At 73.2% G+C, this 25,618-nt stretch carries 28 protein-coding genes; 16 read left to right on the top strand and 12 right to left on the bottom strand.

Annotation, left to right across the window (positions count from 1 at the left end; genetic code table 11):
* Positions 1–45: 45 nt before the first annotated feature.
* On the bottom strand, positions 46–822 hold the full coding sequence (locus RCG67_RS02290) for an SDR family NAD(P)-dependent oxidoreductase (RefSeq protein ID WP_368824663.1): 777 nt from the start codon (positions 820–822) through the stop codon (positions 46–48).
* 1 nt (position 823) lies between these two features.
* Positions 824–1,597, bottom strand: a complete 774-nt coding sequence (locus RCG67_RS02285) for a FadR/GntR family transcriptional regulator (RefSeq protein WP_368824662.1) — start codon at positions 1,595–1,597, stop codon at positions 824–826.
* Positions 1,598–1,786: 189 nt separating this feature from the next.
* Here RCG67_RS02285 and RCG67_RS02280 point away from each other — a divergent pair, with 189 nt between their 5' ends.
* Positions 1,787–3,283, top strand: a complete 1,497-nt coding sequence (locus tag RCG67_RS02280; RefSeq protein WP_368824661.1) for a GntP family permease — start codon at positions 1,787–1,789, stop codon at positions 3,281–3,283.
* 121 nt (positions 3,284–3,404) lie between these two features.
* Positions 3,405–4,610 carry a CynX/NimT family MFS transporter gene (locus RCG67_RS02275; protein ID WP_368824660.1) on the top strand — a complete coding sequence of 402 codons (1,206 nt, stop codon included), beginning with the start codon at positions 3,405–3,407 and terminating at the stop codon, positions 4,608–4,610.
* Between the two features lie 100 nt (positions 4,611–4,710).
* Here RCG67_RS02275 and RCG67_RS02270 read toward each other — a convergent pair whose 3' ends face one another.
* From RCG67_RS02270 to RCG67_RS02250, 5 genes are all read right to left on the bottom strand, one after another.
* Positions 4,711–5,298: a hypothetical protein gene (locus RCG67_RS02270; protein ID WP_368824659.1), complete on the bottom strand. Its 588-nt coding sequence runs from the start codon at positions 5,296–5,298 to the stop codon at positions 4,711–4,713.
* A gap of 252 nt (positions 5,299–5,550) precedes the next feature.
* Positions 5,551–6,252 carry a class F sortase gene (locus tag RCG67_RS02265; RefSeq protein ID WP_368824658.1) on the bottom strand — a complete coding sequence of 234 codons (702 nt, stop codon included), beginning with the start codon at positions 6,250–6,252 and terminating at the stop codon, positions 5,551–5,553.
* Between the two features lie 19 nt (positions 6,253–6,271).
* Complete coding sequence (locus RCG67_RS02260) at positions 6,272–6,781, bottom strand: excalibur calcium-binding domain-containing protein (protein WP_368824657.1); 510 nt, start codon at positions 6,779–6,781, stop codon at positions 6,272–6,274.
* Positions 6,782–6,939: 158 nt separating this feature from the next.
* Positions 6,940–7,740 carry a glucosamine-6-phosphate deaminase gene (nagB, locus tag RCG67_RS02255; RefSeq protein ID WP_368824656.1) on the bottom strand — a complete coding sequence of 267 codons (801 nt, stop codon included), beginning with the start codon at positions 7,738–7,740 and terminating at the stop codon, positions 6,940–6,942.
* Positions 7,741–7,808: 68 nt separating this feature from the next.
* Positions 7,809–8,720, bottom strand: coding sequence for an aminoglycoside phosphotransferase family protein (locus RCG67_RS02250; RefSeq protein WP_368824655.1), 912 nt, complete (start codon positions 8,718–8,720; stop codon positions 7,809–7,811).
* Positions 8,721–9,250: 530 nt separating this feature from the next.
* Here RCG67_RS02250 and RCG67_RS02245 point away from each other — a divergent pair.
* Positions 9,251–9,397, top strand: coding sequence for a hypothetical protein (locus RCG67_RS02245; RefSeq protein WP_368824654.1), 147 nt, complete (start codon positions 9,251–9,253; stop codon positions 9,395–9,397).
* 178 nt (positions 9,398–9,575) lie between these two features.
* On the opposite strand, the gene cspE is transcribed toward RCG67_RS02245, so the two are convergent.
* The gene (cspE, locus tag RCG67_RS02240; protein ID WP_058872958.1) at positions 9,576–9,782 is read right to left on the bottom strand and encodes a transcription antiterminator/RNA stability regulator CspE; all 207 of its coding nucleotides are present in this window, start codon (positions 9,780–9,782) and stop codon (positions 9,576–9,578) included.
* 269 nt (positions 9,783–10,051) lie between these two features.
* Here cspE and RCG67_RS02235 point away from each other — a divergent pair, with 269 nt between their 5' ends.
* Genes RCG67_RS02235 through RCG67_RS02215 form a run of 5 tightly spaced genes read left to right on the top strand, consistent with a single transcriptional unit; the run spans position 10,052 to position 14,361 of the window.
* Entirely contained in the window at positions 10,052–10,807 is a 756-nt protein-coding gene (locus RCG67_RS02235) for a 5-oxoprolinase subunit PxpA (RefSeq protein WP_368824653.1), read from the top strand.
* A 56-nt stretch (positions 10,808–10,863) separates the two neighbouring features.
* Complete coding sequence (locus tag RCG67_RS02230) at positions 10,864–11,103, top strand: acetyl-CoA carboxylase (RefSeq protein WP_368824652.1); 240 nt, start codon at positions 10,864–10,866, stop codon at positions 11,101–11,103.
* A gap of 3 nt (positions 11,104–11,106) precedes the next feature.
* On the top strand, positions 11,107–12,507 hold the full coding sequence (locus RCG67_RS02225) for an acetyl-CoA carboxylase biotin carboxylase subunit (RefSeq protein ID WP_368824651.1): 1,401 nt from the start codon (positions 11,107–11,109) through the stop codon (positions 12,505–12,507).
* Complete coding sequence (locus RCG67_RS02220) at positions 12,504–13,412, top strand: 5-oxoprolinase subunit B family protein (protein WP_368824650.1); 909 nt, start codon at positions 12,504–12,506, stop codon at positions 13,410–13,412. Before RCG67_RS02225 ends, RCG67_RS02220 begins: the two co-directional genes overlap by 4 nt.
* A complete protein-coding gene (locus RCG67_RS02215; RefSeq protein WP_368824649.1) occupies positions 13,396–14,361 on the top strand; it encodes a 5-oxoprolinase subunit C family protein in 966 nt (321 codons plus the stop codon). Before RCG67_RS02220 ends, RCG67_RS02215 begins: the two co-directional genes overlap by 17 nt.
* 127 nt (positions 14,362–14,488) lie before the next feature.
* Here the strand turns inward: RCG67_RS02215 and RCG67_RS02210 are convergent, their stop codons facing one another.
* Positions 14,489–15,331 carry a creatininase family protein gene (locus RCG67_RS02210; RefSeq protein WP_368824648.1) on the bottom strand — a complete coding sequence of 281 codons (843 nt, stop codon included), beginning with the start codon at positions 15,329–15,331 and terminating at the stop codon, positions 14,489–14,491.
* 168 nt (positions 15,332–15,499) lie between these two features.
* On the opposite strand from RCG67_RS02210, the gene RCG67_RS02205 reads away from it, so the two are divergent.
* Complete coding sequence (locus tag RCG67_RS02205; RefSeq protein ID WP_368824647.1) at positions 15,500–16,354, top strand: urea carboxylase-associated family protein; 855 nt, start codon at positions 15,500–15,502, stop codon at positions 16,352–16,354.
* Between the two features lie 325 nt (positions 16,355–16,679).
* Here RCG67_RS02205 and RCG67_RS02200 read toward each other — a convergent pair whose 3' ends face one another.
* Together RCG67_RS02200 and RCG67_RS02195 are read right to left on the bottom strand one after the other, a co-directional pair.
* Positions 16,680–18,029 carry a permease prefix domain 1-containing protein gene (locus RCG67_RS02200; protein WP_368824646.1) on the bottom strand — a complete coding sequence of 450 codons (1,350 nt, stop codon included), beginning with the start codon at positions 18,027–18,029 and terminating at the stop codon, positions 16,680–16,682.
* Entirely contained in the window at positions 18,029–18,391 is a 363-nt protein-coding gene (locus tag RCG67_RS02195; protein WP_368824645.1) for a PadR family transcriptional regulator, read from the bottom strand. The genes RCG67_RS02200 and RCG67_RS02195 overlap by 1 nt, the downstream gene beginning before the upstream one ends.
* Positions 18,392–18,560: 169 nt before the next feature.
* Here RCG67_RS02195 and RCG67_RS02190 point away from each other — a divergent pair, with 169 nt between their 5' ends.
* Positions 18,561–19,133: a GIY-YIG nuclease family protein gene (locus RCG67_RS02190; RefSeq protein WP_368824644.1), complete on the top strand. Its 573-nt coding sequence runs from the start codon at positions 18,561–18,563 to the stop codon at positions 19,131–19,133.
* A gap of 145 nt (positions 19,134–19,278) precedes the next feature.
* On the opposite strand, the gene RCG67_RS02185 is transcribed toward RCG67_RS02190, so the two are convergent.
* On the bottom strand, positions 19,279–20,073 hold the full coding sequence (locus RCG67_RS02185) for an IclR family transcriptional regulator domain-containing protein (protein ID WP_368824643.1): 795 nt from the start codon (positions 20,071–20,073) through the stop codon (positions 19,279–19,281).
* Between the two features lie 191 nt (positions 20,074–20,264).
* Here RCG67_RS02185 and RCG67_RS02180 point away from each other — a divergent pair, with 191 nt between their 5' ends.
* The 6 genes from RCG67_RS02180 to RCG67_RS02155 all read left to right on the top strand — a co-directional run bounded on the left by RCG67_RS02180 (position 20,265) and on the right by RCG67_RS02155 (position 25,576).
* On the top strand, positions 20,265–21,518 hold the full coding sequence (locus tag RCG67_RS02180; protein ID WP_368824642.1) for a CaiB/BaiF CoA transferase family protein: 1,254 nt from the start codon (positions 20,265–20,267) through the stop codon (positions 21,516–21,518).
* Positions 21,518–22,336, top strand: coding sequence for a citryl-CoA lyase (locus RCG67_RS02175; protein WP_368824641.1), 819 nt, complete (start codon positions 21,518–21,520; stop codon positions 22,334–22,336). The genes RCG67_RS02180 and RCG67_RS02175 overlap by 1 nt, the downstream gene beginning before the upstream one ends.
* Before the next feature lie 34 nt (positions 22,337–22,370).
* A complete protein-coding gene (locus RCG67_RS02170; protein WP_368824640.1) occupies positions 22,371–23,339 on the top strand; it encodes a DODA-type extradiol aromatic ring-opening family dioxygenase in 969 nt (322 codons plus the stop codon).
* A complete protein-coding gene (locus RCG67_RS02165) occupies positions 23,336–23,701 on the top strand; it encodes a hypothetical protein (protein ID WP_368824639.1) in 366 nt (121 codons plus the stop codon). Before RCG67_RS02170 ends, RCG67_RS02165 begins: the two co-directional genes overlap by 4 nt.
* Positions 23,702–23,731: 30 nt before the next feature.
* Positions 23,732–24,046, top strand: coding sequence for a DoxX family membrane protein (locus RCG67_RS02160; RefSeq protein WP_368824638.1), 315 nt, complete (start codon positions 23,732–23,734; stop codon positions 24,044–24,046).
* A 72-nt stretch (positions 24,047–24,118) separates the two neighbouring features.
* Positions 24,119–25,576 (top strand): amidohydrolase family protein, encoded by a 1,458-nt coding sequence (locus RCG67_RS02155; protein ID WP_368824637.1) that lies wholly within the window; start codon positions 24,119–24,121, stop codon positions 25,574–25,576.
* The last annotated feature ends 42 nt before the right edge of the window (positions 25,577–25,618 follow it).

Here is a 25,618-nt window from a genome sequence, read left to right as displayed (position 1 = left end):
GCCGGACGGGACCCCGGGGGTCCCGCCCGGCTGCCGGGATGCGGCTCAGGAGATCTGCAGCCCGCCGTTGATGTCGTAGGTCGCGGCGGTGATGAACCCGGCGTCCTCGCCGACGAGGAACGCCAGCAGCGCGGCCATGTCCCGCACGGTGCCCACGCGGCCGACGAGGATGTCCTTGGACATGTCGGCCTTGCGCTCGTCGCTCAGGGTGCCGCCCATGATGTCGGTGTCCACGGGGCCGGGGGCGATGCAGTTCACGGTGATCCCGTGCTCGCCCATCTCACGCGCCACCGCGCGGGTGAAGCCGATGATCGCGGCCTTGGAGGCGCTGTAGGCGGACTTGGAGTAGGTGCCGCCGCCGCGCTGGGCGGAGATCGAGGAGATGCTGACCACGCGGCCCAGCTTCCGCTCGATCATCCCGGCCAGCACCCGCTGGGTGACCATGAACGTGCCGGTCATGTTGATGGCGAAGACCCGGTCCCAGGTCTCGCGGGTCTCGTCCATGAAGTCGGTGGGCGAGCTGATCCCGGCGCAGTTCACCAGGGCCACGATCGGGGGGAGCTCGGCCTCGACGCGGGCCACGGACTCGTCCACGGAGCCGTCGTCGGAGACGTCCGTGCGCAGCCCGAGCGCCTGCACCCCGTGCCGGTCGGTGATCTCGCGCGCGGCCTCGGCGGCGGCGTCGCCGTCGATGTCGAGGATGGCGACGCTCCAGCCCTGGCTCGCGAGCAGGTCCGCGGTGGCGCGGCCGATGCCGCGCTCGGAGGCGGCGCCGGTGAGCACGGCGGTGCGCTCGGCGGGGAAGGCGGTGGTCTCGGTCATGTCAGTCGTCTCCTGTGCTGTTGAGAGCGTGTCCGGGTTCCCGGCCCTGCGCCGGGTCGGGGCCGCCCGCGGCGGCCCCGTGGCCGATGTAGTGCTCGTAGTCGGCGTAGGTCTGGTCGATGTGGGCCTCCATGGCCTTGCGCGCCGTCTCGGGGTCCCGGGTGCCGATGGCCGCCAGGACCAGCCGGTGGTGCTCGATGGCGTGCCGCTGGACCTCGGGGAACGCGGAGGTCGCCCGGCGCTCGACGTAGAGCAGCTGGGAGAGCTGGGCCAGCAGCACCGGGACGAACGGATTGCCCGAGCTCCGCAGCACGGCGTCATGGAAGGCCATGTCGGCACGGGTGACCTCGTCCAGGTCCCCCGTCCCGTGCGCGCGCTCGAGATCCTCAATGGCGTCCTCCATCGCGGCGAGGTCCTCCGGGGTGACGTGCACGGCGGCCAGCGCCGCGGAGCCGGTCTCCACCATGCGCCGGACCTCCAGCAGCCGCAGCGCCACCTGGTGGGAGGCCGTGCCCCGGGAGGCGGCCTTGAGGATCGCTTCGAGGCCCGTCCACGCCTCGGGCGGGTTCACGTAGGTCCCGAGCCCGCGCCGGACGTAGACGATGTTCTGCGCCTGGAGGGCCTTGAGGGCCTCGCGCACGGTGAGCCGGCTGACGTCGGACTCCCGGGCGATCTCGGCCTCGGGGGGCAGCGCCTCGTGCGGACCCACCTCGCCCTGGAGGATGCGCTCGAGCAGCTCCTCCGCGACCGCCTCGACCAGGGACTTCCTAGCCATCGGCGCGGCGTCCCACAGCGGTTCCCGCGGGCGGGACGGTGCGCACGTCGGGGTCAGGGTTCACGGCGCGTACCTGCCTCTTGTCAGACGTCATATGTGTGACTAGCCTCACATGCAGCGCCGATCTCGTCAATTCCCGCGTCCGGGCCGCACACACGGCCGTCCCACGTCCCCGAGGAGCCGTACACCGTGGATCTGCAACTACTCCTGGCACTCGTGCTGGGCATCGCCACCATCATCGTCCTGGTGCTGCGCACCCGGCTCGACGCGTTCGTGGCGCTGCTCATCGCGGCCCTGCTGACCGGCGCCGTCGCCGGTCAGGCACCGCTCGACATCGTCGACGCCATCACCACCGGTTTCGGCAACACCCTCGCCTCGATCGGCATCGTCATCGGCCTCGGCGTCGGGATCGGCAAGATCCTCGAGGTCTCCGGCGCCGCCAACTCCCTGGCGCACGCCTTTCTGCGCGCCTTCGGCAAGGGCCGGGAACCGTGGGCCATGGGCAGCGTGGGCGCTCTGGTGTCCATTCCGGTGTTCTGCGACTCCGGCTACGTGATCATGAACCCGCTCGCCCGCTCGATCGCCCGCGTCGAGCGGGCCGGCTACGTGACTCTCGCCCTCGCGCTGGGCTGCGGGATGACGCTCACCCACCACCTCGTCCCGCCCACGCCCGGCCCACTGGCCGTGACCGGCATCCTCGGCGCGGACCTCGGCGCGGTCATCCTCACCGGCCTGGTGTTCACCGTGCTCCTGCTGCCGATCGTGGTCTTCTACGCCCGGTGGATCGGTCCCACGCTCGAGCCGAAGGTGGAGGAGCACGTGCGCGAGGCCGTCTACGGCACCGTTGCGACCGCCGGCGTCGGCGGCGGCGCCGCGGGCACGGCCCTCGACGACGGACCCCGGGACGGCCTCGACGCCGAGGCGGGGCAGCCCCCCGCCGCCGACCCGTCGGTGGATCTCGGCCGGCCGCCGGAGGGCGCCGCGCCGCACCGGGTCGGCGCGTTCACCGCGTCCCTGCCGCTGCTCGTTCCCCTGCTGCTGATCATCACCAACACGGTCACCGGCGCCATCGACCAGAACGCCCAGGGCGTGATCGGCGGGGACGAGTACGAGCCCTCCGCCTGGGCCGTGCCCTTCGCCGTCGTCGGCAACCCCGTGGTCGCCCTGGTCATCGGCATGATCCTGGCCCTCTACGTGCTCCTGCCCCGGTGGAGCCCGCGGAACAAGGCGCACGGCTGGTTCGCCGAGGCGGCGGCCTCGGCCGGTCTGATCCTGCTGATCACCGGCGCCGGCGGCGCGTTCGGCCAGGTGCTGCGCACCTCCGGCGTGGGCGACGCCCTCGCCGAGGCCGTGGCCGCGACGCCGCTCCCGGCCTTCCTGGTCCCGTTCCTCATCGCCACCCTCGTGCGCATCGCCCAGGGCTCCGGCACGGTCGCGATGATCACCGCGGCCTCCGTGACCGCCCCGCTGGTGGGCAGCCTGGGCATCGACCCCGTGGTCGCCGTCCTGGCGTGCACCGCCGGCTCGATGTGCTTCAGCTACTTCAACGACTCCTACTTCTGGGTGGTCACCCGCTTCACGGGCCTGCAGGGCCTGGACGCGCTGCGCGGCTGGTCCGGCATCACCACCGCGGTCTGGGCTGGTTCCATCCCCCTGCTGTTCGTGCTCAACCTCATCCTCGGCTGACTCCAGGGCTCCTGCGGCAGCGTCGCGGGAGCGGGTGGAACGGGGCGGCGCGCCGGAGGGCGCGCCGCCCCGTCTACGCTGTCCGGAGATCCTCCGTCCTGTCCTCCGGAAAGGGTGTGCCGTGCTCACCAACGCATCATCGGCCACGGGCCGGCGGGCCCGTCTCGGCTTCGGCTTCCTCGGCGTGGTGCTGATCGCCGTGAACCTGCGCGTCGGCTTCGTGACCGTGGGGCCGCTGCTCGAGGAGATCAGCCGCGACCTCGGCATCTCGGCGGGCCAGGCCGGGCTGCTGACCGGGCTGCCGCTGGCCATGTTCGCCCTGTTCTCCCCCGTGGCCCCCGCCGTGGCCGCCCGGACGGGCCTGGACCGGGCCCTGTGGCTGTCGCTGCTGCTGCTCGCGGCGGGGATCGGCGGCCGCTCCGCACCGGTCGAGGGCGCCGTGTGGGTGGGCACCGCGGTGATCGGGATCGGCATCGCGTTCCTCAACGTGCTGCTGCCCTCGCTGGTGAAGCGGGAGTTCCCCCTGCGCGTGAGCCAGGTGACCGGCGTGTACACCTCGATCCAGGGCGCGGTGGCCGCGGCCGGCTCCGCCCTGGTGGTCCCGATCGCCCACGCCGGTCCGGCCGGGTGGCGCCTGGCCCTGGGGGTGTGGGCGGTGCTCGCCGTCGCGGCCCTGGTGGTGCTCTCCCCCGGCCTGCGGTCAGATCCCCCCGGGACCGGCGCCCCCGTGGCGGAGGCGGGCCCCTACCGGTCCCCGTGGCGGTCGGCGCTGGGCTGGCAGGTCACCCTGTTCATGGGCCTGCAGTCGGTGGCGTTCTACGTGCTCATGGCGTGGCTGCCGAGCATCGAGCGCAGCCACGGCGTCCCGGCGGCCGCCGCCGGCACGCACATGGCACTGTTCCTGCTGATCGGGATGGGCTCCAGCCTGGGCACCGGGACGCTGATGCACCGGCTCGGCGACCAGCGGCCGGTGGCCTTCGCGGGCGGCGCCCTGGCCCTGGCCACCTTCGTGGGGCTGGCCGCCGCGCCGGAGCTGACGCTGCTGTGGATCGTGCTCGGGTCGATCGGCTGCGGCAGCCTCATCGTCGTCGCGCTGTCCCTGTTCAGCCTCCGCTCCGCCGACCACCGCCAGGCGGCGGCGCTGTCCGGGATGGCCCAGTCGGTGGGCTACGCGCTGGCGGCGATCGCCCCCGCCGTCTTCGGCGCCCTCTACGACGCCGGAGGGCGGTGGGAACCGCCGCTGCTGCTCATGGCGGGACTCATGGTGGCGCTGTGCGCCGTCGCCCTCCTCGCCGGCCGCGACCGCGTCATCGGGCAGGGCCGCTGACGCCGGCCCGGGATCCCACCACGGCGCAACGCCGCCCGGCCCCGAGGGCCGGGCGGCGTTCCGGTGGGCACTGCGGGGCGCCCGGCGGCGCCGGGGCGGATCAGGCCATGCGCGGCGGCGCGAACCAGTGCTTGACCGGGGCCTTGAACGCGGTGACGAGCCACAGCACGTTGACCACGACCAGCAGCAGCCCGAGGACCGCCCCGATGATCCCCGTGCCGCTGAGACCGACCATGGCGGTCGTCAGCAGCCCGAGGAGCACCCCGAGCGTGCTGAGGATCGCCAGGACGATGCCCAGCACGCGCGCCCAGTTCTTGCCCTTCTTGAGGAACACGTAGACCAGGGCGTAGAGGGCCAGGGCGACCACGATGACGACCACGGAGAAGATCACCCCCACGCTCTGGGTCTGGGCGATCTGTTCCGGGGTCAGGCCCGACTGCTCGTACGTGGCGGACATGTCCGCGCTCGAGGTCGTGATCAGCCCCAGCACCTGGTTGACCAGGTAGATCGCGGCCGAGACGAGGGTCAGGGTCAGGAGCCGCTCGACCTCGGGCGGGGCGGTGCCGGGGCGCCCGCCGCCGTACTGGCCGCCGCCGTACTGGCCGGCTCCGTACTGGTCGCCGGACGCCTGGTACTGCGGCGGGCCGCCGCGGGGGTCCTCGGGCTGCTGCTGATACGGGTTGCTCATGGAGCTCTCCTTCGGGAAGACGGGTACGGACAAGGCACAGGGAGCGCCCTCCCATCCTCTCCCACGGTGTGCGATCGCACCTCCGCCGCAAGGACGAGGCGTGTCCGGCCGGAGACCCACGGACCCGCGAGATTGCACCTGTCGGCGACCTCGGTGCCCGCGGTCGCCGACAGGTGCGATCTCGCGGAGGAGCGGAGGAGCGGAGGATCGGAGGAGAGTGAGGATCGGAGGAGAGGAGGAGCGGAGCGAGGATCAGGCGGCGAGCCGTGCGTAGACCACGTAGTTGTCGTCGAACAGGCCCGTGGCGGGGTCGTAGCCGTCGCACGTGATCAGGCGCAGCTCCGCTCCGGCCGTGTTGCCGTACACGGCGCGGGTGGGGAAGGCGTTCTTGGCGTACTGCTCCCCGCGCTCGACGACGAACACCGCCGTGCTGCCGTCCTCCCGGTCGATCTCCACGGTGTCGCCGGGGACGAGGCCGCGCAGCCCCGCGAAGACGCCGGGCCCGCCGCCGGTGGCGTTGACGTGGCCGAGCAGCACGGCCGGCCCCCGCTCCCCCGGCGTGGGCGACGACGTGTACCAGGAGGCCGGGGCCCCGGGATGGGTGGGCGGCACCGCCAGGGAGCCGTCCGGACGCAGGCCCAGGTGCAGCAGCCCGGAGGAGGCGCCCACCGCGGGGATCCGCACCGCCACGGGCGCGGACCGCACGAGCACCGGCGGCAGGGCCTCCGGCGCCGGGGCGGCGTCCGGGCCGGGGGCCGCCGTGCTGGGAGCGGCCGTCGGGGCGGGCGCCGGTGTCCGCGCCGGCGGGACGGACACCGGCGAGGACACGGACGCGGACGACGACGGGGCGGCGGGCTGCGCGGGGGACCCGCCCGCGCAGCCGCTGAGCAGCAGGAGGGCGGCCGCCGCCGGGACCAGGCGGCCCCTGCGGCGGCCGGCGGTCGGAACCGTCACGAGGACCGGCCCCGCCGCCCTACGCCCGGCCGGCGCGGCGCCGGCGCACTGCCACCGCCGCACCGGCGGCCCCCAGGACCAGGAGGCCGGCGGCGGCGGGACCACCGGTCGCGGCGCCGTCCTGCACGGCGGCACCGGTGTCGGCGCCGCCCACGGGGACCTCGCCCACCTGGGTGTACGGGTCCACCCCGGGCACCTCGCCGGGCTGGGCGTCCGGTCCGGGGCCCGCGCCGGGGATCCAGTCGATGACGGTGTGGGTGTATCCCCCCGACTCGTTCTCCACGGGGATGCGGGTCGGGTCGTAGGTCCACTCGGCGCTCTCGCACACGATGCCGTCCCCGTCGTCGTCGACGAGGCTCGCGCTGTAGCTGACCGAGCCGACGGGGATGTTGTGGACGCCGTACCCGGCCGCCGTGGCGCAGTCGGTGAAGACCATCGGATCACCCGGTGCGGCCGCCGCCGGTGCTGCGGTCAGGGTCGCGAGCCCGATCGCCGTCGCCACTGCCGCGCCCGCTGCACTGTGCTTCATGGTGTCCCCTCGATTCTGGAAGTGCTGGTTTGCAAGCGCATCGTAGGCCGGGGACGGCCGCGCCGTCAGTGGCCTAATCGTGATGTTCGCCCGGGCGGACCGCCGAGGGACCGGCCGTCCGGGGCCGGCCGGCGGCATCGTGACGCCGCCGGCCGGCTTCATGACGCGGCCGCGGGATCCCCCGGCACGGTTCCATCCCCCCGGTCCGGGACAGGACGGTGGTGGTGCGGGAGCGTCAGCGCGCTCGCGGCGGCCTCGTCGAGGACCAGCGTGGCGTGCGGGTGGAACTGCAGCACCGACGCCGGGCACCGGGCGGCCACCGGCCCCTCCACGGCCGCGGCCACGGCCGCCGCCTTGCGCTCGCCCTGGGCGACCAGGAGCACCCGGCGGGCGTCGAGGATCGTGCCCAGCCCCTGGGTGAGGCAGTGGGTGGGCACGGCACCGGGACTGTCGAAGAAGCGCGCGTTGTCGGCACGCGTCTGCGCGGACAGAGCCGTGACGCGGGTGCGGGAGGACAGCGACGAGATCGGCTCGTTGAACCCGATGTGACCGTTGGTGCCGATCCCGAGGATCTGGAGGTCGATGCCGCCGGCCGCGGCGATGGCCTGCTCGTACTCCTCGGCGGCCTCCGCCAGGTCCGGGCGGGAGGCCTCGGGAACCCGCACCCGCGAGGACGGCAGACCCCAGGAGCGGGCGATCTCCCGGTCCAGGTAGGCGGCGTAGCTGCGCGGGTGGCCGGGCGGGAGGCCGACGTACTCGTCGAGCGCGAAGCACGTGAGCCGCCCCAGCTCGAGCGAGCCCTCCGCCCGCCGCCGGGCCAGTTCACGGTAGATCCCGACCGGCGACGAGCCGGTGGCCACCCCCAGCACGGTGTCCGGCTGCTCGGCGATCCGGGCGGCGACGACGTCGGCAGCGTGCGTGCCGACGTCCGCCGCGGTCGGCACGATGACCACGTCCATCGAGCACCTCCCCCTGTGGGCTGGGACGTCCATTCTGCTCGGACCCCTGCCCGAGGATCCAGCAGGGTTCAGGCGTCCGGGTCCAACTGGGACACCGCGTGCCGGACCACGGCGCCGAAGTCCGGGCCGGCGCCGGAGTTCGCGGCCACCGCCGCGCTGTAGAGGGCGGCCCAGGCGGCGGCGCGGCGCCACACCGCGTCGTCGTACCGGCCGGTCGCGTCGACGATCCCGCGGAAGGCGGCGCGCTGGGGCGCGTCGAAGGCCAGCCACGCGCCGGCGAGGTCGGACGCGGGGTCCCCGGCGCAGACGTCCCCGAAGTCGATCAGGCCTGCCAGCCGCCCGTCCCGGTGCACGAGGTTCCACGGGTGGGGATCGCCGTGCAGCCAGACCGGCGGCCCGGGCCACGGGGCTGCGCGCAGGCCGTCGTCGACGACGCCGCGGAGCCGTTCTGTCCGCCGGGGCCCGAGCACCGCGGCCGCGGCCGGCCACGGTGGCGGCGCCGTGCGGAGCCGCGCGCCGAGCGGGACGCCCCGGTGGGGACTGCGCGGAGCTTCCCCCGGAGCCGGCCGGTGCACCGCGGCCAGGGCGTGCGCCAGGTCCTCCGCGAGCCGGCCGCGGCGCACCACCGGAAGGGTGGCCACGGCCTCGCCCTCGATCCACCGGACCACCGCCCAGGGCCACGGGTACCCGGCCCCGGGACGGCCGCGGAACACCGGCCGGGGCACGGCGATCCCCAGCGCGGCCAGCGGCGCGCCCGCCACGGCCGTCCACCGCGCCTCGTGGAGCAGGCACGGGACGGCGGCACGGCGCACCGGCAGGCGCACCGCGTGGGCCGGGCCGAGCCGGAACAGCGCGTTGTCCCAGCCCTGCGCCACCGGCGTCAGGGACCGTTCCAGGAGCCCGCGCAGCTCCTGCGGCAGCTGGGCCTCCAGCAGGCGGCGCACCTGGGCAGCGGTCGGCTGCACCTCGGCCTCGGGCATCTGCGGTCCTTCCTCCCCTGGTCCTTCCCCCAGCATCGCCGACGGCGCCGATGCGGCACAGAGGGAGCTGCCGCCGCGGACCGGGCATCGCCGAGCGTTCCCACGGGTCCACCCGATCGCGCCCGCGACGAAGGTCACCGGCGGGACCGAAACGCCTTGGAACGGTCCCGGGAGCACGGGCACGCGGTACGGTGCCCACAGCTGTTCCTGCTTCCACGCCGGCCGTGGGGGCGCAGGGGACGGACCCGACACGGAGGAAGGGCACACCATGGACACCCCTCGCAACGAGCACGCCCCCGGGGACAACGACCCGAACGCGCCCTACCCGCAGCAGCGGCCCGGCCAGCAGCCCGGATACCAGGGGGGGATACGAATCGGGACGACAGCCCGGATATCCGCAGGGCGGGCAGCCCGGCTACCAGGGTGGACACCAGCCGGGACCCGGTGACGGCCCCGGGCCGGCGCAGGGCGAGAACCACAAGCGCAACTCCGTCATCCTGGGCGTCGTCGGCCTCTTCATCCTCGGGATCGTGCTCGGCCCGCTGGCGCTCTGGCAGGCGAGCAAGGCGGAGGCGCTCGGGGTCAAGTCCACAGCGGGGAAGGTCCTCGGCTGGATCGACCTCGTCTTCGGCGTGCTGGGGCTGTTCGTGGTCTTCGGCGGCGGCATGCCGGCCTGATCCGCGCCGGCGTCCGCCGACACCGGCGGACGCCGGTCTCGGCGGGCGCCGGTGTCGGCGGGCGCCGGTGTCGGCGGACACAGAAATCGCCACCCGGCCGGAGCCGGGTGGCGATGTCAGGTCGGCGGCGGGGCGCTCAGCCCCGTGCCGGAGATCTCACGAGGAGATCAGGGCGTCATCACGCAATGACGGTGATGTTCGCGGCCTGGGGACCCTTGGGGCCGTCCTGGGTCTCGAACTCGACGCGCTGGTTCTCCTCGAGGGAGCGGAAGCCGCCGGAGTTGATCGCGGAGAAGTGCGCGAACACGTCCTTGGAGCCGTCCTCGGGGGTGATGAAGCCGAAGCCCTTGTCGGCGTTGAACCACTTCACGGTGCCAGTAGTCATGGGGAACCTGTCTTTCTGAAGAAACGGAGCGTCCCCGGCGATCGGGGTGCTCGGGCGTTGCGATGCCTGCCAAAACGTCTTCTCAGAAAAACTGCTGCGCCCGGAGTCGGGCGAACTGCTTGAACTGCAAGAACGAAACTTCAACAACTGGTCATGACTGTACAGGTGTTCGGCGAAATGCACAGTGACGGCCCCCACGTGCCCCGCGCCCGCACCGGGAGCGCTCCGGAATCGTTCCCTCCGGCGCCCCGCGTCCCTAGGCTGTGACCATGGCCACACCAGAGACCCGCACCCGGCCCACCGTCAACTCGGACATGGGCGAGGGGATCGGCCTGCACCGCTTCGGCAACGACCCGGAGCTGCTGCAGATCGTGGACCTCGCCAACGTCGCCTGCGGCTTCCACGCCGGGGACCCGGACATCATGTCCGCGACCGTGGCCGCCGCCGTGGCCCACGACGTCGCGATCGGCGCCCATCCCTCCCTGCCGGACCAGTGGGGCTTCGGCCGCCGCGCGATGGTGCTCACGGCGGAGGAGGTCGAGTCGCTGGTCCGCTACCAGGTGGGCGCCCTCACCGGCTTCCTGCTCCAGCACGGGGCGGACCTGCACCACCTCAAGCCGCACGGCTCGCTCTACGGGATGGTCGCCAAGGACCCGGCGCTGATGGAGGCGGTCGCGGCGGTGGCCGCCGACTACGGCGTGGGCGTGCTCGGGATGGCCGGCACCGCGCACGAGTCCGTGTGCGCCGAGCGGGGCGTGCCGTTCGTGGCCGAGCTCTACGTGGACCTCGACTACAACGCCGAGGGCGGGCTGATCATCCAGCGCACGCCCCACGCCACCGACCCGCGCGCCGCCGCGGACCGGGTGACGCAGGCCCTGACCGAGGGGGTGGTGCGGGCCGAGGACGGCACGGAGCTGCCGATGCGCTTCGAGTCCGTCTGCGTGCACTCCGACGCCCCGGGGGCGCCCGCGGTGGCCCGCGCCGTCCGCGAGGCGATCGACGCCCACCCGGCTCCGGGCACCTGACCCGACCCTCTGCTCCCCGCCCCTCGTCACCCGACCCGACCGAAAGGACCCGCACCATGGCCGAGATCCAGTCCCCGCTGCCCGGTGTCTTCTACCGCCGCCCCTCCCCCGACAAGGACCCGTTCGTGCGGGACGGCGACCCGGTGGAGACCGGGCAGGTCATCGGCCTCATCGAGGTGATGAAGCAGTTCTCGGAGGTCCAGGCGGACACCGCCGGCACGCTGCAGGCCTTCGAGGTGGAGGACGGCGACATGGTGCACCCGGGGGACGTCATCGCCGTCGTCACGGAGAGCTGAGCCGTGCCGATCGCCACGCTCCTGGTGGCCAACCGGGGCGAGATCGCGGTCCGGATCCTGCGCTCGGCCCGGGAGCTGGGCCTGCGCACCGTCCTGACGGTGAGCGAGGCGGACCGGGAGTCGCTGGCGGCGGAGGTCGCCGACGCCGTGGCCGTGGTGGGGCCCGCCCCGGCGCAGAAGTCCTACCTGGACGCGGAGGCGCTCGTGGCCGCCGCCCTGGAGCACGGCTGCGACGCGGTGCACCCCGGCTACGGGTTCCTCTCCGAGAACGCCGCCTTCGCCCGGCGCGTGCAGGAGACCGGGCTGACGTGGGTGGGCCCGTCCCCCGACGTCATCGACCTCATGGGTCACAAGACCCGGGCGCTCGAGGCCGCGATCGCGGCCGGGGTGCCCGTCCTCGCCGGCTCGAACGGTCCCCTCGAGGGCGACGACGACGCCGTCCTGGCGCTGGCCCGGGAGGTCGGCTACCCGCTCGTCGTCAAGGCCTCGGCCGGCGGCGGCGGGCGCGGCATCCGCCTGGTCCGCGCCGAGGAGGACCTGCTGCGGACCGTCGACACCGCCCGCTCCGAGGCGGGCGCGAGCTTCGGGGACCCCACGGTGTACCTGGAGCGGTTCGTGGAGCGGGCCCGGCACGTGGAGGTCCAGGTCCTCGGCGACGGGCACACGTTCCTGCACCTGGGCGACCGCGACTGCTCCCTCCAGCGCCGCTCCCAGAAGATCGTGGAGGAGGCCCCCGCCCCGGACCTGCCGGACGGGGTCCGCGAGCGCATCCGGGACTCCGCCGTGAACCTGGCCCGGCTGTGCTCCTACACCGGGGTGGGCACGGTCGAGTACCTCTACGACCCCGTCCGGCACGAGGCGGCGTTCATCGAGATGAACACCCGCCTGCAGGTGGAGCACCCGGTCACCGAGTTCGTCACGGGCGTGGACCTGGTCGCCGAACAGCTCACGATCGCCTCGACCGGGCGGACGCGGCTGCGGCAGGAGGACGTCGTCCTCGACGGGCACTCCGTGGAGTGCCGGATCAACGCCGAGGACCCGGAGAAGAAGTTCATGCCGAGCCCGGGCACCATCAGCCGCCTCGACTGGCCGGAGGGGTCCGGGTACCGCGTGGACACCGGCGTGCGCGCCGGGGACGTCGTGGCCCCGTACTACGACTCCCTGCTGGCCAAGCTGATCGTGCACGCCGAGGACCGGGAGACGGCCGTGCAGCGGATGGGCGCGGCCCTGGCCGCCACGCACGTGGAGGGGATCAGGACCACGGTGCCGCTGCTGCGGCGGCTCGTCCTGGACCCGGAGTTCGCGGCCGTGGCGCACCACACCACCTGGATCGAGACCGAGCTGCTGGGCGACCGGCCCAGCGGCGTTCCCGGCGACACACCCGACGAGGGGAGCGCACCATGACCGAGACCCTGTACCTGCCCACCGCCCGGTACACGTGGGGCGGTGACGAGTTCCTGTTCGTGGAGTTCGACGAGGCCATGAACCTCACCGCCAACTACCTGGCCACCACTGTGGCGCAGGGGCTCACCGCGCTGGACCTGCCCGGCGTGGTGGACGTCTGCCCCGCCAACGCGTCCCTGCTGGTGCGCTTCGACCCGGACGTCCTCGAGGCCGCGGACCTGAAGCGCCGCACCCAGGAGCTCGAGGGCCGGGCCCGCGAGTCCACGCAGTACACCGCCGAGACCCGGATCATCGAGGTCCCCGTCTGGTACCAGGACCCCTACACCGCCGAGGTCGTGGCGCGCTTCCGCGAGGGCTACCACCAGGACCCCACCGGCACCGACCTCGACTACGCCGCGAAGGTCAACGGGCTCGCGGACGCCGCCGAGTTCATCCGGCGCCACCACGAGTCCCCGTGGCTGGTGTCCATGGTCGGGTTCGTGGCCGGGCTGCCGTTCATGTACCAGCTCGTGCCCCGCGACCGGCAGCTCGAGGTGCCCAAGTACCTCAGCCCCCGCACCGACACTCCTCCGCTGACCGTGGGCCACGGGGGCTGCTTCGCCTGCATCTACTCGGTGCGCGGGGCCGGCGGGTACCAGATGTTCGGCATCGCCGCCGCCCCCATCTACGACCCCGGGCAGGTCCTGCACGACTTCCGGGACTTCCTCATCCTGTTCAGACCCGGGGACCTCGTGAAGTTCCGGCCCGTCGACGAGGCCGAGTACCGCTCCATCCAGCAGCAGGTCGAGGACGGCACCTGGCGGTACAAGCAGGCGCCCGTGACCCTCGACGTCGAGGCCGCGCTGGCCGATCCCGACCGTTACAACCGCACCCTTCTGGAGGCCCTCGATGGCGCTGACGATTGAGCAGCCCGGACTGCTGACCACCGTCCAGGACCAGGGGCGGATCGGGTACTACCACGTGGGCATCCCGCAGGGCGGGGCCATGGACCAGGAGTCCGCGCAGGCGGCGAACAAGCTGGTCGGCAACATCGCGGCCGAGGCCGTGCTCGAGTGCACCTACACGGGCCCCTCCTTCACCGTGGACGCCCCCACGACGGTCGCGGTGACCGGCGCGGACGTCCCCGTGCTGATCAACGGCGAGGAGCACCCGGCGTGGCGGCGGCTCGAGCTCGTGGCCGGGGACGCCGTGCGGTTCGGGGTGCTCCGCGGCGGCGCCCGCTTCTACCTGGCCGTCCGCGGCGGCATCGACGTGCCGGAGGTGCTCGGCTCGCGCTCCACCTATGCGATCGGGCGGCTGGGCGGGGTGGAGGGCCGGAAGCTGGAGGCCGGGGACGTGGTGCCCGTGGGCGAGCCCACCGGTCTGCTGCCCGAGGTCGAGGAGATCCCGGAGCGCCTCCGGCCCGCCCTCGGGAAATCGTTGGAGCTGCGGATCATGTGGGGCCTCTACGACCACCTGCTCACCGAGGAGGGCCGGCGCCGGCTGGTCGAGGAGGAGTGGAGGCTCACCCCCGTGGCCGACCGCATGGGCCTGCGCTTCGAGGGCCCCGGTGTGGAGTGGATCCAGCGGGAGCAGCCCTTCGGCGCCGGCTCGGACCCCTCCAACATCGTGGACGCCGGCTACGCCGTGGGCTCCATCCAGGTCCCCGGCGGCACCCAGCCGATCGTGCTGCACCGGGACGCGGTCTCCGGCGGCGGCTACGCCATGGTGGGCACCGTGATCTCCGCGGACATGGACCTGCTGGCCCGGGCCGCCCCGGGCACGGTGACCCGGTTCCGGGCGGTGTCGATGGAGGAGGCGCTGCAGGCGCGCCGGGAGCGGGCCGAGCGGCTGGAGGAGATCTGGGCGCTGTGACCGCTCTCCGGGCCGGTCGTGCCGTCCCGCAGGAAGGACTCGCCGGCTGCTCCGGGAGTTCTGGAGCGGACCGCTCCCGCTCAGCGGGGTGGGCATCAGCAGGTGCCCACCCCGGGAGCGAGAGCGGTCAGGCGGCCGGGCCGGCGCCGACGGGCCCGTCGTAGCTCCGCAGCCAGCCGACGAGCTCGCAGAGGCGGGCCACGATGTGGTCGTGGTAGCGGCGCCCCTTGTCCTCGTCCAGGCCCAGGGAGGAGCTGAAGCTGCCGGTCGGGGTGAAGCGCCGCTGCTCGTCGCCGGACCAGATGATGTCCACCCCGTCGGGGGCGGGCCCGAACAGGTCGTCGCCCACGAAGCCGCCGAAGACCTGCTGGAAGTCCACGCCCGCGCCGGTGAGCCGGTCGGTCCGCACGGAGCCCGGGATCCGGTGGTGGACGTGGGAGAGCTCGAGCTCCCCGGCGTGGTGCTCGTTCACCTCCTTGATGGAGGGCGCGGCGGAGCGGGCCAGGTGCAGCGGGTCGGCCACGGCGAACAGCACACCGGGCAGCTGCTCCTCGTGCAGCTCGCGCAGCGAGGTGGTCAGCGCGGGCAGGTTGGAGCCCTTGTGCCCGTTGATCAGCACGATCCGGTCGAACCCGTGCCGGGCCAGGCTCCGGCAGATGTCGCGGACCAGCAGCGAGAGCGTCCCGGCCGAGATGCTGAGCGTCCCGGGGAACCCGGCGTGGTGGGTGGAGTCCCCGTACCAGATCGGCGGCGTGCACAGGACGCCGGTGCGCTGGGCGACGTCCTCGGCCAGGGTGATGGCCACGTAGGAGTCGACGCCCAGCACGCCTGCGGGCCCGTGCTGCTCGGTGCTGCCCACGGGCACGAGCGCGATCCGCTCCCGCTCGAGGTAGCCGGCGACCTCCTCCCAGGTGAGGTCCTGCATCCAGACGGACGGCAGTCCGCCGGCGGTCTCCGACGACTCGGTCATGGTGGCCTCCTCCGCTGCGGGCACCGCTGTGCCCCTGGAGCCGACTGTAGGCCTCTCGGGCGCCGGGGTCACGGTTGCTAGGGTCGGAGCAGAACGGACAGCGCCCCGGCGAGCACGGCCGTCGTCGTCACGCCCCGGCGATCCCCACCCGGCAGGCAAGGACACCCCATGGCACCGAACCCCGACCCGCGACTCACCCAGGCCGCCTACCAGGGCGCGGCCCTCGAGGTCGACCGGGACTTCTACGGACGCATCGGCACCGAGACGGACCGGCGCACCCTGGTCCGGGAGCTGACCGTGCCCATCCGCTCGGGCGCGGCGTGGGAGGTGCCGGCCGGGCACGTGTGCCGCATCGCCACCGTGGAGGGCCCCCAGGTGGGGGACCTCAACCTCTGGAACCGGCACGACCCCCGGGAACGGTTCTGGGCCTCCCGCACCCGGCAGCTGCAGGCCGCCCACGTGAGCACCTTCGACCGGCTGTGGTCCACCCTGCCGTTCCTGCGCCCGATGGCCACGATCGTGGGCGACACCTTGGCCGGCTACGGGGTCGACGCCGAGGGCGGGCGCGTGCACGACACCCTCGGCACCCGCTGCGACCCCTACGTCTCGAGCATGCTCAACGGCGTGGACTTCGACTACCACTGCCACTCCAACCTCGTCCGGGCCGTGCTGCCCTGGGGCCTCACCGAGTTCGACGTCCACGACGTGCTCAACGTCTTCCAGTGCACCGGGCTCAACGCCGACGACCAGTACTTCATGAAGACCTGCCCGGCCGCTCCCGGCGACCACTTCGAGTTCTTCGCCGAGCAGGACCTGCTCGTGGCGCTCTCCACGTGCCCGGGCGGGGACCTGTCGAAGCCGATGTTCGGCCCCGGGGTCACCGACCCGGTCGAGATCTGCCACCCCCTGGCCGTGACCGTCCACGCCCTCGACGACGAGCTGCTGCAGGGCTGGTCCGAGCCCGCCTCCCCGGACTACCGGGGGGCCCACGGTCTCACGCACCGGCCGTGGGGCACTCCCTGAGCCGGGGGCGGGAGCCTGGAGGAGGGAGCCCGGGGAGCGGTCCGGGGCAAGTCGGCGCAACTGTGGACAGGACGTGGATCGATCAGGTAATAACCCGCTGTTAGTATTGACGCATCACGCAGGTGATCAGCCGGGGGGCTGAGCCGCCGCGTGAGGATCGCGTCGCAGCGACCGGCCGGAAGGCCGTCGGCAGGACGTCGATCATGATGCCGCCGTCCTGGTGGCAGCGGGCCTCGGACCGTTCGGTCAGTCGTCGGGGGGCGACTCCCCTGCCACCGGGACGCGCAGGCCCCCGCCCGCACCACCCGCCCGGGGTGCCCGCCGGTCAGGCGAAGGCGAAGAGCGGCGGGAAGACCACCACCACGATCGCGGCCCACACGCCGTAGACCGGCAGGTAGCGGGTCTGCCAGCGCTCGAGCACGGCGAACGGCCGCCGCCCCCGCAGGCATCCGGCGCTCAGCCAGCCCGCCCGGAGCAGGTGCACCAGCAGCAGCAGGTTCAGCCCGAGCGCGGCGATCTTGTTGGGGCTGGAGCCGAACTCGGCGATCCGGGTCAGCATGGCGGTCAGCATCACCGCGTCGACCGCCAGCGCCGCGACGACGAGCACCAGCTGCAGGCCGTCGAAGAGACCGGGCGGCTCGAGGGGGTCCCGGGCGGAGATCGAGTAGAGCAGCAGGGCCAGGACGAGCACCAGGATCGCGTCCATGAGGATCAGCAGCCCGCGGTCGACGTCGACCAGCCCGCCGGCCGCCGTGAGCACCGCCAGGAGGGCCAGCAGCATGACGATGGTCAGCGGCGTGAACACGCGCGTGAGGACGGGGGCGATGTTCTCGACGACGTTCTGCTTGGCCTCGACCAGCCACGCGGCCACGACGAGCGCCCCGGGCACCGCGAACGGCAGGATCCAGTCCTCCATCACCGGCTCCAGGTCGATGCCGACGACCTGCAGGGCCCCGAACGTGAGCCCCACCAGCACCGCCCCGCCCAGGGCCAGGAGCGTGTAGTAGATCACGAGCTCGCCGGTGAACCGGACGAAGTCCATCCGCCGGCCGTCGGAGCGCCACCTCCCGCCGACATAGGCCACTCCGGCCAGCAGCCACAGCACCACCGGGGCGTGCAGGGCGGCGAGCAGCTCCGTGGACCCGCCGGGGGCGAAGGGATAGGCGTTGAGCACGACGGCGAGCACCGCGAAGGGGACGAGCAGCCCCACCAGCACGCGGGCGGTGAGCCGGCGCTTCCACGCGAAGTACGCGCCGAGGAAGGGCAGCACGAGCAGGCCGAGGTTGCGGGCCAGCACCGCCTCCTCGCCGAACCAGGCCATGCCGGCCCGGACGGCCAGCCCCGCGCCGACGGCGAGCGCCAGGACGATCCCCAGTTCCCGCCACGAGGGCGCGCCGGCGTCCTCGGCGTCCTCGGGCACGAGCACCAGCTGCTTCCACAGCCGCTCGGAGTGCTCCCGGGCGAACTCGTGCGAGACGGCGTCGAGGTTGCCCATGCGCTTGATCGCGACGAGGAAGGCCTCGTCGTCGTCGAGCCCGGTGGCCCTCAGGTCCGCGACCTGCTCGCGCAGGTGGTCCTCGAGCTCGTCGACGTCGGCCGGGGAGATCGCCTGGCGGCGCTGGACGTAGCCGCGCCACCGCCCGATCTGGGCCTCCTGCTCCGCGTGCAGCTCCATCACGCCCACCTCTCCGCCGTGGCCGGCGGCTGCTGCGCGGCCTGCCACACCTGCCGCAGCGCGTCCGCCACCACGGTCCACTGCTCCTGCCGGTCGGCGAGCGCGGCCCGGCCCGCCGGCGTGATGGCGTAGTGCTTGCGCCGGCGCCCGGCCTCGGACGTGCCCCACGAGGAGGACACGTAGCCGAGGCGCTCGAGCCGGTGCAGCAGGGGATAGAGCATGCCGTCGGTCCACTGCATGGAGCCGCCGGAGAGTTCGCTGACGCGCTTGAGGATCGCGTAGCCGTACAGGTCGCCGTCCGCCAGGATCCCCAGCACGAGCGGGGTGGCCGAGGCGGCGACCAGGTCCTTGTCGATGCGCACCGCGCCTCCTATACCTAGTTCTGTTAGGTATTGAACCCTAGCAGCGCTAGGTATGGCAAGGGGACGCCGGGAACGACGCCGCGGAGGGCGCGGACTGGGCACCGGGCCCTCCTGCCCCTACAGTCGAGAACACATTGCGAATGAAAACACATGCGGAAGGTGATGGCCCGTGAGCACGCAGCCCCCTGAGCCCGGCCTGGCCGCACTGCCGCTCAGCACGCCGCTGGAGGCCGAGGTCTACCGCTCCCGCGGCGTCTACGCCTGGTGGCTGGACACCGCCCGCTCCCCCACCCCGGAGGCCGCGGGGCTGCGGCTGCCCGAGGTGCCGCGGCTGCGGCACGCCTCCGGCCGCGCCGAGCTGCTCTACGTGGGCCGCGCCCGGCGGGACCTCCACCGGCGGATCACCGGCCAGCACCTGCGGCGCACCCGCTCCTCGGCGCTGCGGCGCACGCTGCTGGCCGTGCTCCTGCCCGGGGACCCCTCCTGGCGGGCGGGCGCGGCCGTGGACGGGCGGGGCCGGGTGGTCCTCGACACGGAGCACGAGCAGCGGCTCACCGCCTGGATGCAGGAGCACCTGCTCCTCGGCTGGGCACGGTGCGAGACGAAGGACGAGGTCGACGCCCTCGAGCAGCGGTGGATCGCCGCGCACCAGCCGGTGCTCAACACCGAGGCCACCGGGCACGGGCCCGAGCTGACCGAGCTCAAGCGGGTCTTCCGCCAGGGCCTGCCCGTCCGGGCCTGAGGCTCCTGGGGAGCAGCCCGGGAACGGCGCAGGGCCGGCGCGCAGCCGGACAGCCCTGACGGGTGAGCCCGGCCGGCGCGCCGCGCGGCCGGCGGGGTCGCGGGCACCGGCCCGCGCTCAGCAGGGTCGCGGGGACCCCCCGCGCTCAGCCGTCGCGGCGGGGGCGCCGGCGCCAGGCGGCCCAGTCCGCGGAGATCGCGTCCGCGGTGCGCAGCAGGTGGGGCAGGTACTCGCCGGTGAGCGTCTCGAGCGGGGTCTCCGCGGCGTGGACCGTGATGTTGACGGTGGACTCGACCCGCCCGGACTCGTCCGTGACCGGCGCGGCGATGGAGCGGACCCCGGGGGCGAGCTCCTCGTCGGCCACGGCCCACCCCCGTTCCCGCACGAGCGCGAGCTCCTCGAGCAGCCGCGCACGATCCACGGGAGGGATCCGGACGGAGGACCGGGACGGCGTGTCGAGGGCGGCGTGCACCTGCGCGGCCCCCAGCCCGGCCAGCAGCACCTTGCCCTGGGAGGTCACCGCGGCGGGGAACCGGGTGCCGAGCTCCACGCGCAGGGCGATGATCCTGGGCACGGAGACCCGCGCGGTGTAGACGATGTCGGCGCCGTCGAGCTGGGCCATGGACGAGGACTCCCCCGTCCTGCCCACCAGCGCCTCCAGGTGGGGCCTGGCGATGTCCCAGAGCCCCAGGGAGTCCACGTAGGACATCCCGAGGTCGACGACGCGGACGGTGAGCTGGAACTCCCGGTCGACCTGCCGGACGAACCCGAGCTCCTTGAGGGTCAGCAGCAGCCGGTGCGCCGTGGGCCGGGCCAGCCCGGTCGCCGAGGCCACCTCGGTCAGCGACATCCGCGGCCGGTCGGAGCCGAAGGCCTGGATGACGTCCAGCCCCCGGGCGAGCGCCTCGACGAAGCCCGCGGTCTCGCTGCGACCCGACATGTCCGCCCTCTTCCGTCCGTGGCGCCGCGCCCCCGGTGAGCGGCGCAGCCACCAGTCAGTGTAGGCACCCGCACACCGAACGCCTGTCGCTCGCAGTCAACCCTTGACACGTCACCGAACATGGACGACAGTGATCTCCAACACAACGGACATCTATCCGCATAGCGGACACCACAGTTTCGGAGGCGCTCGTGAACAGCACCGAGGACCCGCCCGCCGGCGCGGCCCGCCCGCTCGAGGGGGTGGTGGTCGCCGACTTCTCCCGCGTGCTGGCCGGCCCGTACGCCACGATGCTGCTGGCCGACCTCGGGGCCGAGGTGATCAAGGTGGAGGGCCCCGGCGGGGACGACACCCGCACGTGGGTCCCGCCGGTCCGCCCCGACGGGGTGTCGACCTACTACACCGCGATCAACCGCGGCAAGAAGTCCGTGGTCCTGGACTTCACGGACGCCGAGGACCTGGCCACGGCCCAGGCCCTGGCCCGGCGGGCCGACGTGGTGATCGAGAACTTCAAGCCCGGCGGTCTGAAGCGCTTCGGCCTGGACTACGCCGCGGTGGCCGAGGCCAACCCGGCGGTGGTCTACTGCTCGATCAGCGGCTTCGGCTCCGCGGAGGGTGCCTCGCTGCCGGGCTACGACCTCATCGTCCAGGCCATGTCCGGGCTGATGAGCCTCACGGGCGATCCGGACGGATCGCCGTTCCGGGCGGGGATCAGCGTCTTCGACGTCATGGCCGGGCTGCACTCCGCCGTCGCCGTCCTGGCCGCCCTGCGCCACCGGGACGCCACCGGGACCGGTCAGCACCTCGAGGCCAGCCTGATGGCCTCCGCGATGAGCGGGCTGGTCAACCAGACCGCCGCCTACGTGGCCGGCGGGGTGGTGCCGCACCGGATGGGCAATGCCCACCCCAGCCTCTTCCCCTACGAGCCGCTGCCCACCGCCGACGACGACCTCATCGTCACCGCGGGCAACAACGCCCAGTTCCGCAGGCTGTGCACGGCGCTGGGCATCCCCGAGGTCGCCGAGGACCCCCGGTTCGCCGAGAACGGCGACCGCACCGCGAACCGGGAGCAGCTGCGCCCCCTGCTCGTGGAGCAGCTGCGCAAGCACCCCGCGAAGCACTGGTTCGCCGAGCTCAACGAGGTCGGCGTGCCCAACGGTCCCATCAACACGATCGGGCAGGGCGTCGAGTACGCCAAGGAACTCGGCCTGGAGCCGGTGGTGAGCGCCGGCACGGGCGAGCGGGCGGTGCCGGTGGTGCGCCACCCGGTGACGTTCTCGGCCACCCCGCCGCGCTACGACCTGGCCCCGCCCGAGCTGGGCGAGCACACCGAGCAGGTCCGCGCCTGGCTGAGCGGCGAGACCGCCCCCACGACCTCGACCACAGCCTCTACCGCGGCTTCCACGGCAGCTGCCACCACGACCGCTCCGCGGAAGGAGTCCTGATGACCACCGAGCCCGAGCCGGCACTGCGCTTCCCCACGTCCCTGGGCACCTCCAGCGCCACGGAGATCCGGCTGCTGGGCCAGGACCTGGCCCAGGACCTGATGGGCAAGGTCGGCTTCGGCGAACTGGCGTTCTGGCTGGTCGCGATGCGGCGGCCCACCGCCGGCGAGGTGCGGGTCTTCGAGTCCGTGCTCGTCGCCCTGGCCGACCACGGCTTCACCCCCACCGCGATCGCCGCCCGCGTCACCTATCTCAGCGCCCCGGACTCCGTGCAGGGCGCGATGGCGGCGGGTCTGCTCGGGGGCGGGTCCCGCTTCCTGGGCGTGACCGAGGACTGCGGGCAGTTCCTGGCCGCCACCCTGGCCGCCCGCGAGGGCGAGCTGCCCGGCACCGACGCGGAGTGGGACGAGATGGCCGCGGAGGCCATCCGCGCCCAGAAGGCGGCCGGGAAGTTCGTGCCCGGGCTGGGCCACCCCAACCACAAGGACGGCGACCCGCGGACCCCGGTGCTCATCGGCATCGCCGAGGAGGAGGGGCTGCGCGGCCCGCACCTGCGCCTGTTCGAGGCGATCGGGCGGATGAGCGGGCCGGTCCTGGGCCGGCGCCTGCCGCTCAACGGCGCCGGGGTCTGCGGGGCGGCCCTGGCCGACCTGGGCCTGCCCACCGACCTGCTGCGCGGCTTCGCCCTGCTGGCCCGCTCGGCCGGGCTGCTGGGCCAGATCGCCGAGGAGAAGCGCAACCCCATCGCCCAGGACATCTACACGGCCGTGGACCGCCACGCCGTCTACGTCGAGCCCGGCGAGACCCCGAACGCCTGAGACCCCGAACCACCCGAGCAGGAGAAGACGACCGATGGCTGATCTGACGGCCGTGCTGGCCAGCACGCACCACCCGTTCTACCTCCGGGCCACCACCGACCACTCCGAGCACCGGCTGCCGCAGGCCGACGAGTGGCAGCGCAAGGTCGAGGCCTACCGCGAGACCCTCACCGCCGCCGAGCCGGACGTGCTGGTGATGGTCGGCGCCGACCACTTCCACCAGTTCTTCCTGGACAACTACCCGACCTTCCTGATCGGCAAGCAGGAGAAGTACGACGCGACGTTCTACAACGAGGTCCGCGAGTTCGGGCTGCCCGAGTACCTGCTCGACGGCGACGTGGAGCTGTCCAACCACCTGCACGAGGAGCTGCTGGAGGCCGGCTTCGACTTCTCCTTCAGCCACGAACTGAAGATCGACCACTCCATCGTCTGCCCCATCATCACCGTGCGCCCGGAGGCCGATCTGCCGGTGGTGCCGATCTACACCAACATCTTCGCCCCGCCCCTGCCCTCCCCGAAGCGGTTCTGGGACCTGGGCCGGGCCATCCGCAGGATCATCGACGGCTGGCCCTCCGACAAGAAGGTCGCCGCCATCGGCACCGGCCACCTGTCCCTGGAACTGGGCGGGCCGCGGATGTTCGGCGAGCACGGCCCGGACCCGGCGTTCGACGCGAAGGCCATCGAGTGGCTGTCCACCGGCAACATCGAAGCGATCCTGGCCGACGTCACCCACGAGTCCATGGCCGCGGCCGGCAACGCCACCCACGGGTTCATGGACCTGATTCTCATGATGGGCATCGCCGGCCCCGAGGAGGCCGACTACGTCGACCAGCTGGACCTCTTCCACACCCGGGAGATGTTCATGACCTGGTACCCGACCAAGACCGAGCAGCAGGCCGCCGCGGCGGCCCGGGCCGCCGCGTCCTCCGGGGCCGTCCTCGGTCCCGTCCGCGCCGGGCAGGACACCGGGCAGGACACCGTGAAGGAAGGTGCGTCGGCATGAGCAAGTACTACGTCAACAAGTTCCTCTACACCGTGGACCGCGACCCCGCCTGGGTCGCCCGGTACAAGGCGGACCCGGCGGCCGCGATCACCGCGTGGGAGGAGGAGGTCGGCACCTGGCTCAACGCCGCGGAGAAGACCTCGTGGCTGACCTTCACCGAGGACGAGCGCCGGGCCCTGGAGACCTACGACTACGAGTGGCTGTTCGGCTACGGCGCCCACTTCTTCCTCTACCTCACCCTGTTCATCGGCCTCTTCGACGAGGACTGGGCGCGGGAGTTGGGCCCGCTGTCCTACCAGCGGAACTGGGCGAAGCGACTCGAGTCCTGGACCGGCAAGCCCTACCCCTCCGTGGCGCTGTAGGCGCCCGGACGGTCGTGAACGGAGGTCGTCATGGACGAGGGCATCCTGCTCCTGCGGGTCCTGCTGGGCCTGGTCCTGCTGGTCCACGCCGTGCAGAAGTCCCTGGGCTGGTTCCAGGGCCTCGGGCTGACGGTGATGGCCGGGGCCTTCGAGTCCCTGGGACTGCGTCCGGGGCGGCCCATGGTGCTGATGGCCAGCATCACGGAGGCCCTGGCCGCGGTCTCCCTGCTGCTCGGCCGGCTCACCCCGCTGGGCGCCGCGGCCGCGTTCCTGCTGGCCGCCGTCGCCGCCCTGCTCTTCCTGTGGCTGGTCCTCCGCCGCAGCCCCGCGGCGCGCCCGGGGTGAGCCCAGCCCGTCCACCCGTCCTGCAGCACCCACCAGCATCCACCACCAGCACCCACCACCCAGGAGTCGACCGTGACCGCTGAAACCCGCACACCCGCCCCCGGCCAGCCCGTCGTGTTCCGCCACGGCACCGTCCTGACGATGGACGCGTCCAAGCGGGTGCTCACCGACGCCGACGTCCTCGTCGTCGGCGAGAACATCGAGGCCGTCGGCCCCGCCCTGGAGGTGCCCGAGGGCACGTTCGAGATCGACGCCGCCGGGGGCGTGATCATGCCCGGGATGATCGACACACACCGGCACATGTGGCAGACCGCGATGCGCGGCTACGGGGCGGACTGGACGCTGACCCAGTACTTCGTCTGGTACTACCTCGAGCACGGGACCGCGTTCCGCCCCGAGGACATCGCCGCGGGCAACCTGCTCTCCGCCTACGACGCCCTGGACGCCGGCGTGACCACCAGCGTGGACTGGTCCCACGGGCTGAGCACCATCGACCACGCCGAGGCCGCCCTGGAGGCGCTCGAGGGGACCGGCGGGCGCTTCGTCTTCGCTCCCGGCAACATCTTCGCCGGGCCCTCCGAGTGGACCGCCTCCGCGGACTTCAAGAACTTCGTGGAGCGGCGCAACCCGCGCTCCGACATGCTGAAGTTCCAGCTGGCCTTCGACGTCACCGGTGACCCGTCCTTCCCGGAGAAGGGCGCCTTCGAGGTGGCCCGGGAGCTGGACCTCCCGGTGACCACGCACGCCGGGGTCTGGGGCGCCACCAACGACGACGGCGTGCGGCTCATGCACGAGCACGGCTTCATGACCCCGGGCACGGTCTACGTCCACGCCGCGACCCTCAGCCACGACTCCTACCAGCGCATCGGCGCGACCGGCGGGTCCGTGTCCCTGTCCACGGAGAGCGAGCAGAGCTGCGGGCAGGGCTACCCGCCGTCCTGGGTGCTGCGCCGGCACGACATCCCGATGTCCCTGTCGATCGACACCAGCGTGTGGTTCAGCAGCGACCTGTTCGTGGCGATGCGCGCCACCCTCGGCGCCGACCGCTCCTACGAGCACCTGCGCGCCCACGAGGCCGGCGAGACCGTGACGCACTCGGCCCTGCGCGCCGAGCACGTGGTGGACTGGGCCACCCGCGGCGGGGCCACCGCGCTGTCGCTGGACCACGCGGTGGGCAGTCTCGAGCCGGGGAAGAAGGCCGACGTGGTGCTCATCAAGAACGACGCCTCGCCCGCGTCCTTCCCGATGCTCAACCCCTACGGCCACGTGGCCCTGCAGGCCGGCCGTGGTGACGTGCACACGGTCCTGGTCAACGGCCGGACGGTCAAGCACGAGCACCGCCTGCTCGACGTCAACCTGCGGTCCCTGCGCTCGAAGGTCGAGGCCACCGTGGAGCACCTGCGCGCCACCCTCGGTGCGGAGGCCTGGGAGAAGGGGATGAACCCCGACATCCCCGAGACCAGGATCCTGGACAACCCGTACATGTACACCGACTACCGGGACGCCTCCACCCACGCGAAGGCGACCTGACGGGCCCCGCGGCGCCCAGGACGCGGCGGTAGCATGGGCGGC

It is taken from the genome of Kocuria cellulosilytica, from assembly GCF_040981245.1.
Classification (GTDB): domain Bacteria; phylum Actinomycetota; class Actinomycetes; order Actinomycetales; family Micrococcaceae; genus Kocuria; species Kocuria cellulosilytica.
This window is presented reverse-complemented; position numbering and strand designations above follow the sequence as displayed.

Excerpts from the sequence above, each read along its gene's own strand:
- RCG67_RS02290 (WP_368824663.1), bottom strand. The coding sequence starts at position 822 with ATGACCGAGACCACCGCCTTCCCCGCCGAGCGCACCGCCGTGCTCACC.
- RCG67_RS02285 (WP_368824662.1), bottom strand. The coding sequence starts at position 1,597 with ATGGCTAGGAAGTCCCTGGTCGAGGCGGTCGCGGAGGAGCTGCTCGAG.
- RCG67_RS02270 (WP_368824659.1), bottom strand. The coding sequence starts at position 5,298 with ATGAGCAACCCGTATCAGCAGCAGCCCGAGGACCCCCGCGGCGGCCCG.
- RCG67_RS02260 (WP_368824657.1), bottom strand. The coding sequence starts at position 6,781 with ATGAAGCACAGTGCAGCGGGCGCGGCAGTGGCGACGGCGATCGGGCTC.
- nagB (WP_368824656.1), bottom strand. The coding sequence starts at position 7,740 with ATGGACGTGGTCATCGTGCCGACCGCGGCGGACGTCGGCACGCACGCT.
- RCG67_RS02250 (WP_368824655.1), bottom strand. The coding sequence starts at position 8,720 with ATGCCCGAGGCCGAGGTGCAGCCGACCGCTGCCCAGGTGCGCCGCCTG.
- cspE (WP_058872958.1), bottom strand. The coding sequence starts at position 9,782 with ATGACTACTGGCACCGTGAAGTGGTTCAACGCCGACAAGGGCTTCGGC.
- RCG67_RS02235 (WP_368824653.1), top strand. The coding sequence starts at position 10,052 with ATGGCCACACCAGAGACCCGCACCCGGCCCACCGTCAACTCGGACATG.
- RCG67_RS02230 (WP_368824652.1), top strand. The coding sequence starts at position 10,864 with ATGGCCGAGATCCAGTCCCCGCTGCCCGGTGTCTTCTACCGCCGCCCC.
- RCG67_RS02220 (WP_368824650.1), top strand. The coding sequence starts at position 12,504 with ATGACCGAGACCCTGTACCTGCCCACCGCCCGGTACACGTGGGGCGGT.
- RCG67_RS02215 (WP_368824649.1), top strand. The coding sequence starts at position 13,396 with ATGGCGCTGACGATTGAGCAGCCCGGACTGCTGACCACCGTCCAGGAC.
- RCG67_RS02210 (WP_368824648.1), bottom strand. The coding sequence starts at position 15,331 with ATGACCGAGTCGTCGGAGACCGCCGGCGGACTGCCGTCCGTCTGGATG.
- RCG67_RS02205 (WP_368824647.1), top strand. The coding sequence starts at position 15,500 with ATGGCACCGAACCCCGACCCGCGACTCACCCAGGCCGCCTACCAGGGC.
- RCG67_RS02200 (WP_368824646.1), bottom strand. The coding sequence starts at position 18,029 with ATGGAGCTGCACGCGGAGCAGGAGGCCCAGATCGGGCGGTGGCGCGGC.
- RCG67_RS02185 (WP_368824643.1), bottom strand. The coding sequence starts at position 20,073 with ATGTCGGGTCGCAGCGAGACCGCGGGCTTCGTCGAGGCGCTCGCCCGG.
- RCG67_RS02175 (WP_368824641.1), top strand. The coding sequence starts at position 21,518 with ATGACCACCGAGCCCGAGCCGGCACTGCGCTTCCCCACGTCCCTGGGC.
- RCG67_RS02170 (WP_368824640.1), top strand. The coding sequence starts at position 22,371 with ATGGCTGATCTGACGGCCGTGCTGGCCAGCACGCACCACCCGTTCTAC.
- RCG67_RS02165 (WP_368824639.1), top strand. The coding sequence starts at position 23,336 with ATGAGCAAGTACTACGTCAACAAGTTCCTCTACACCGTGGACCGCGAC.
- RCG67_RS02160 (WP_368824638.1), top strand. The coding sequence starts at position 23,732 with ATGGACGAGGGCATCCTGCTCCTGCGGGTCCTGCTGGGCCTGGTCCTG.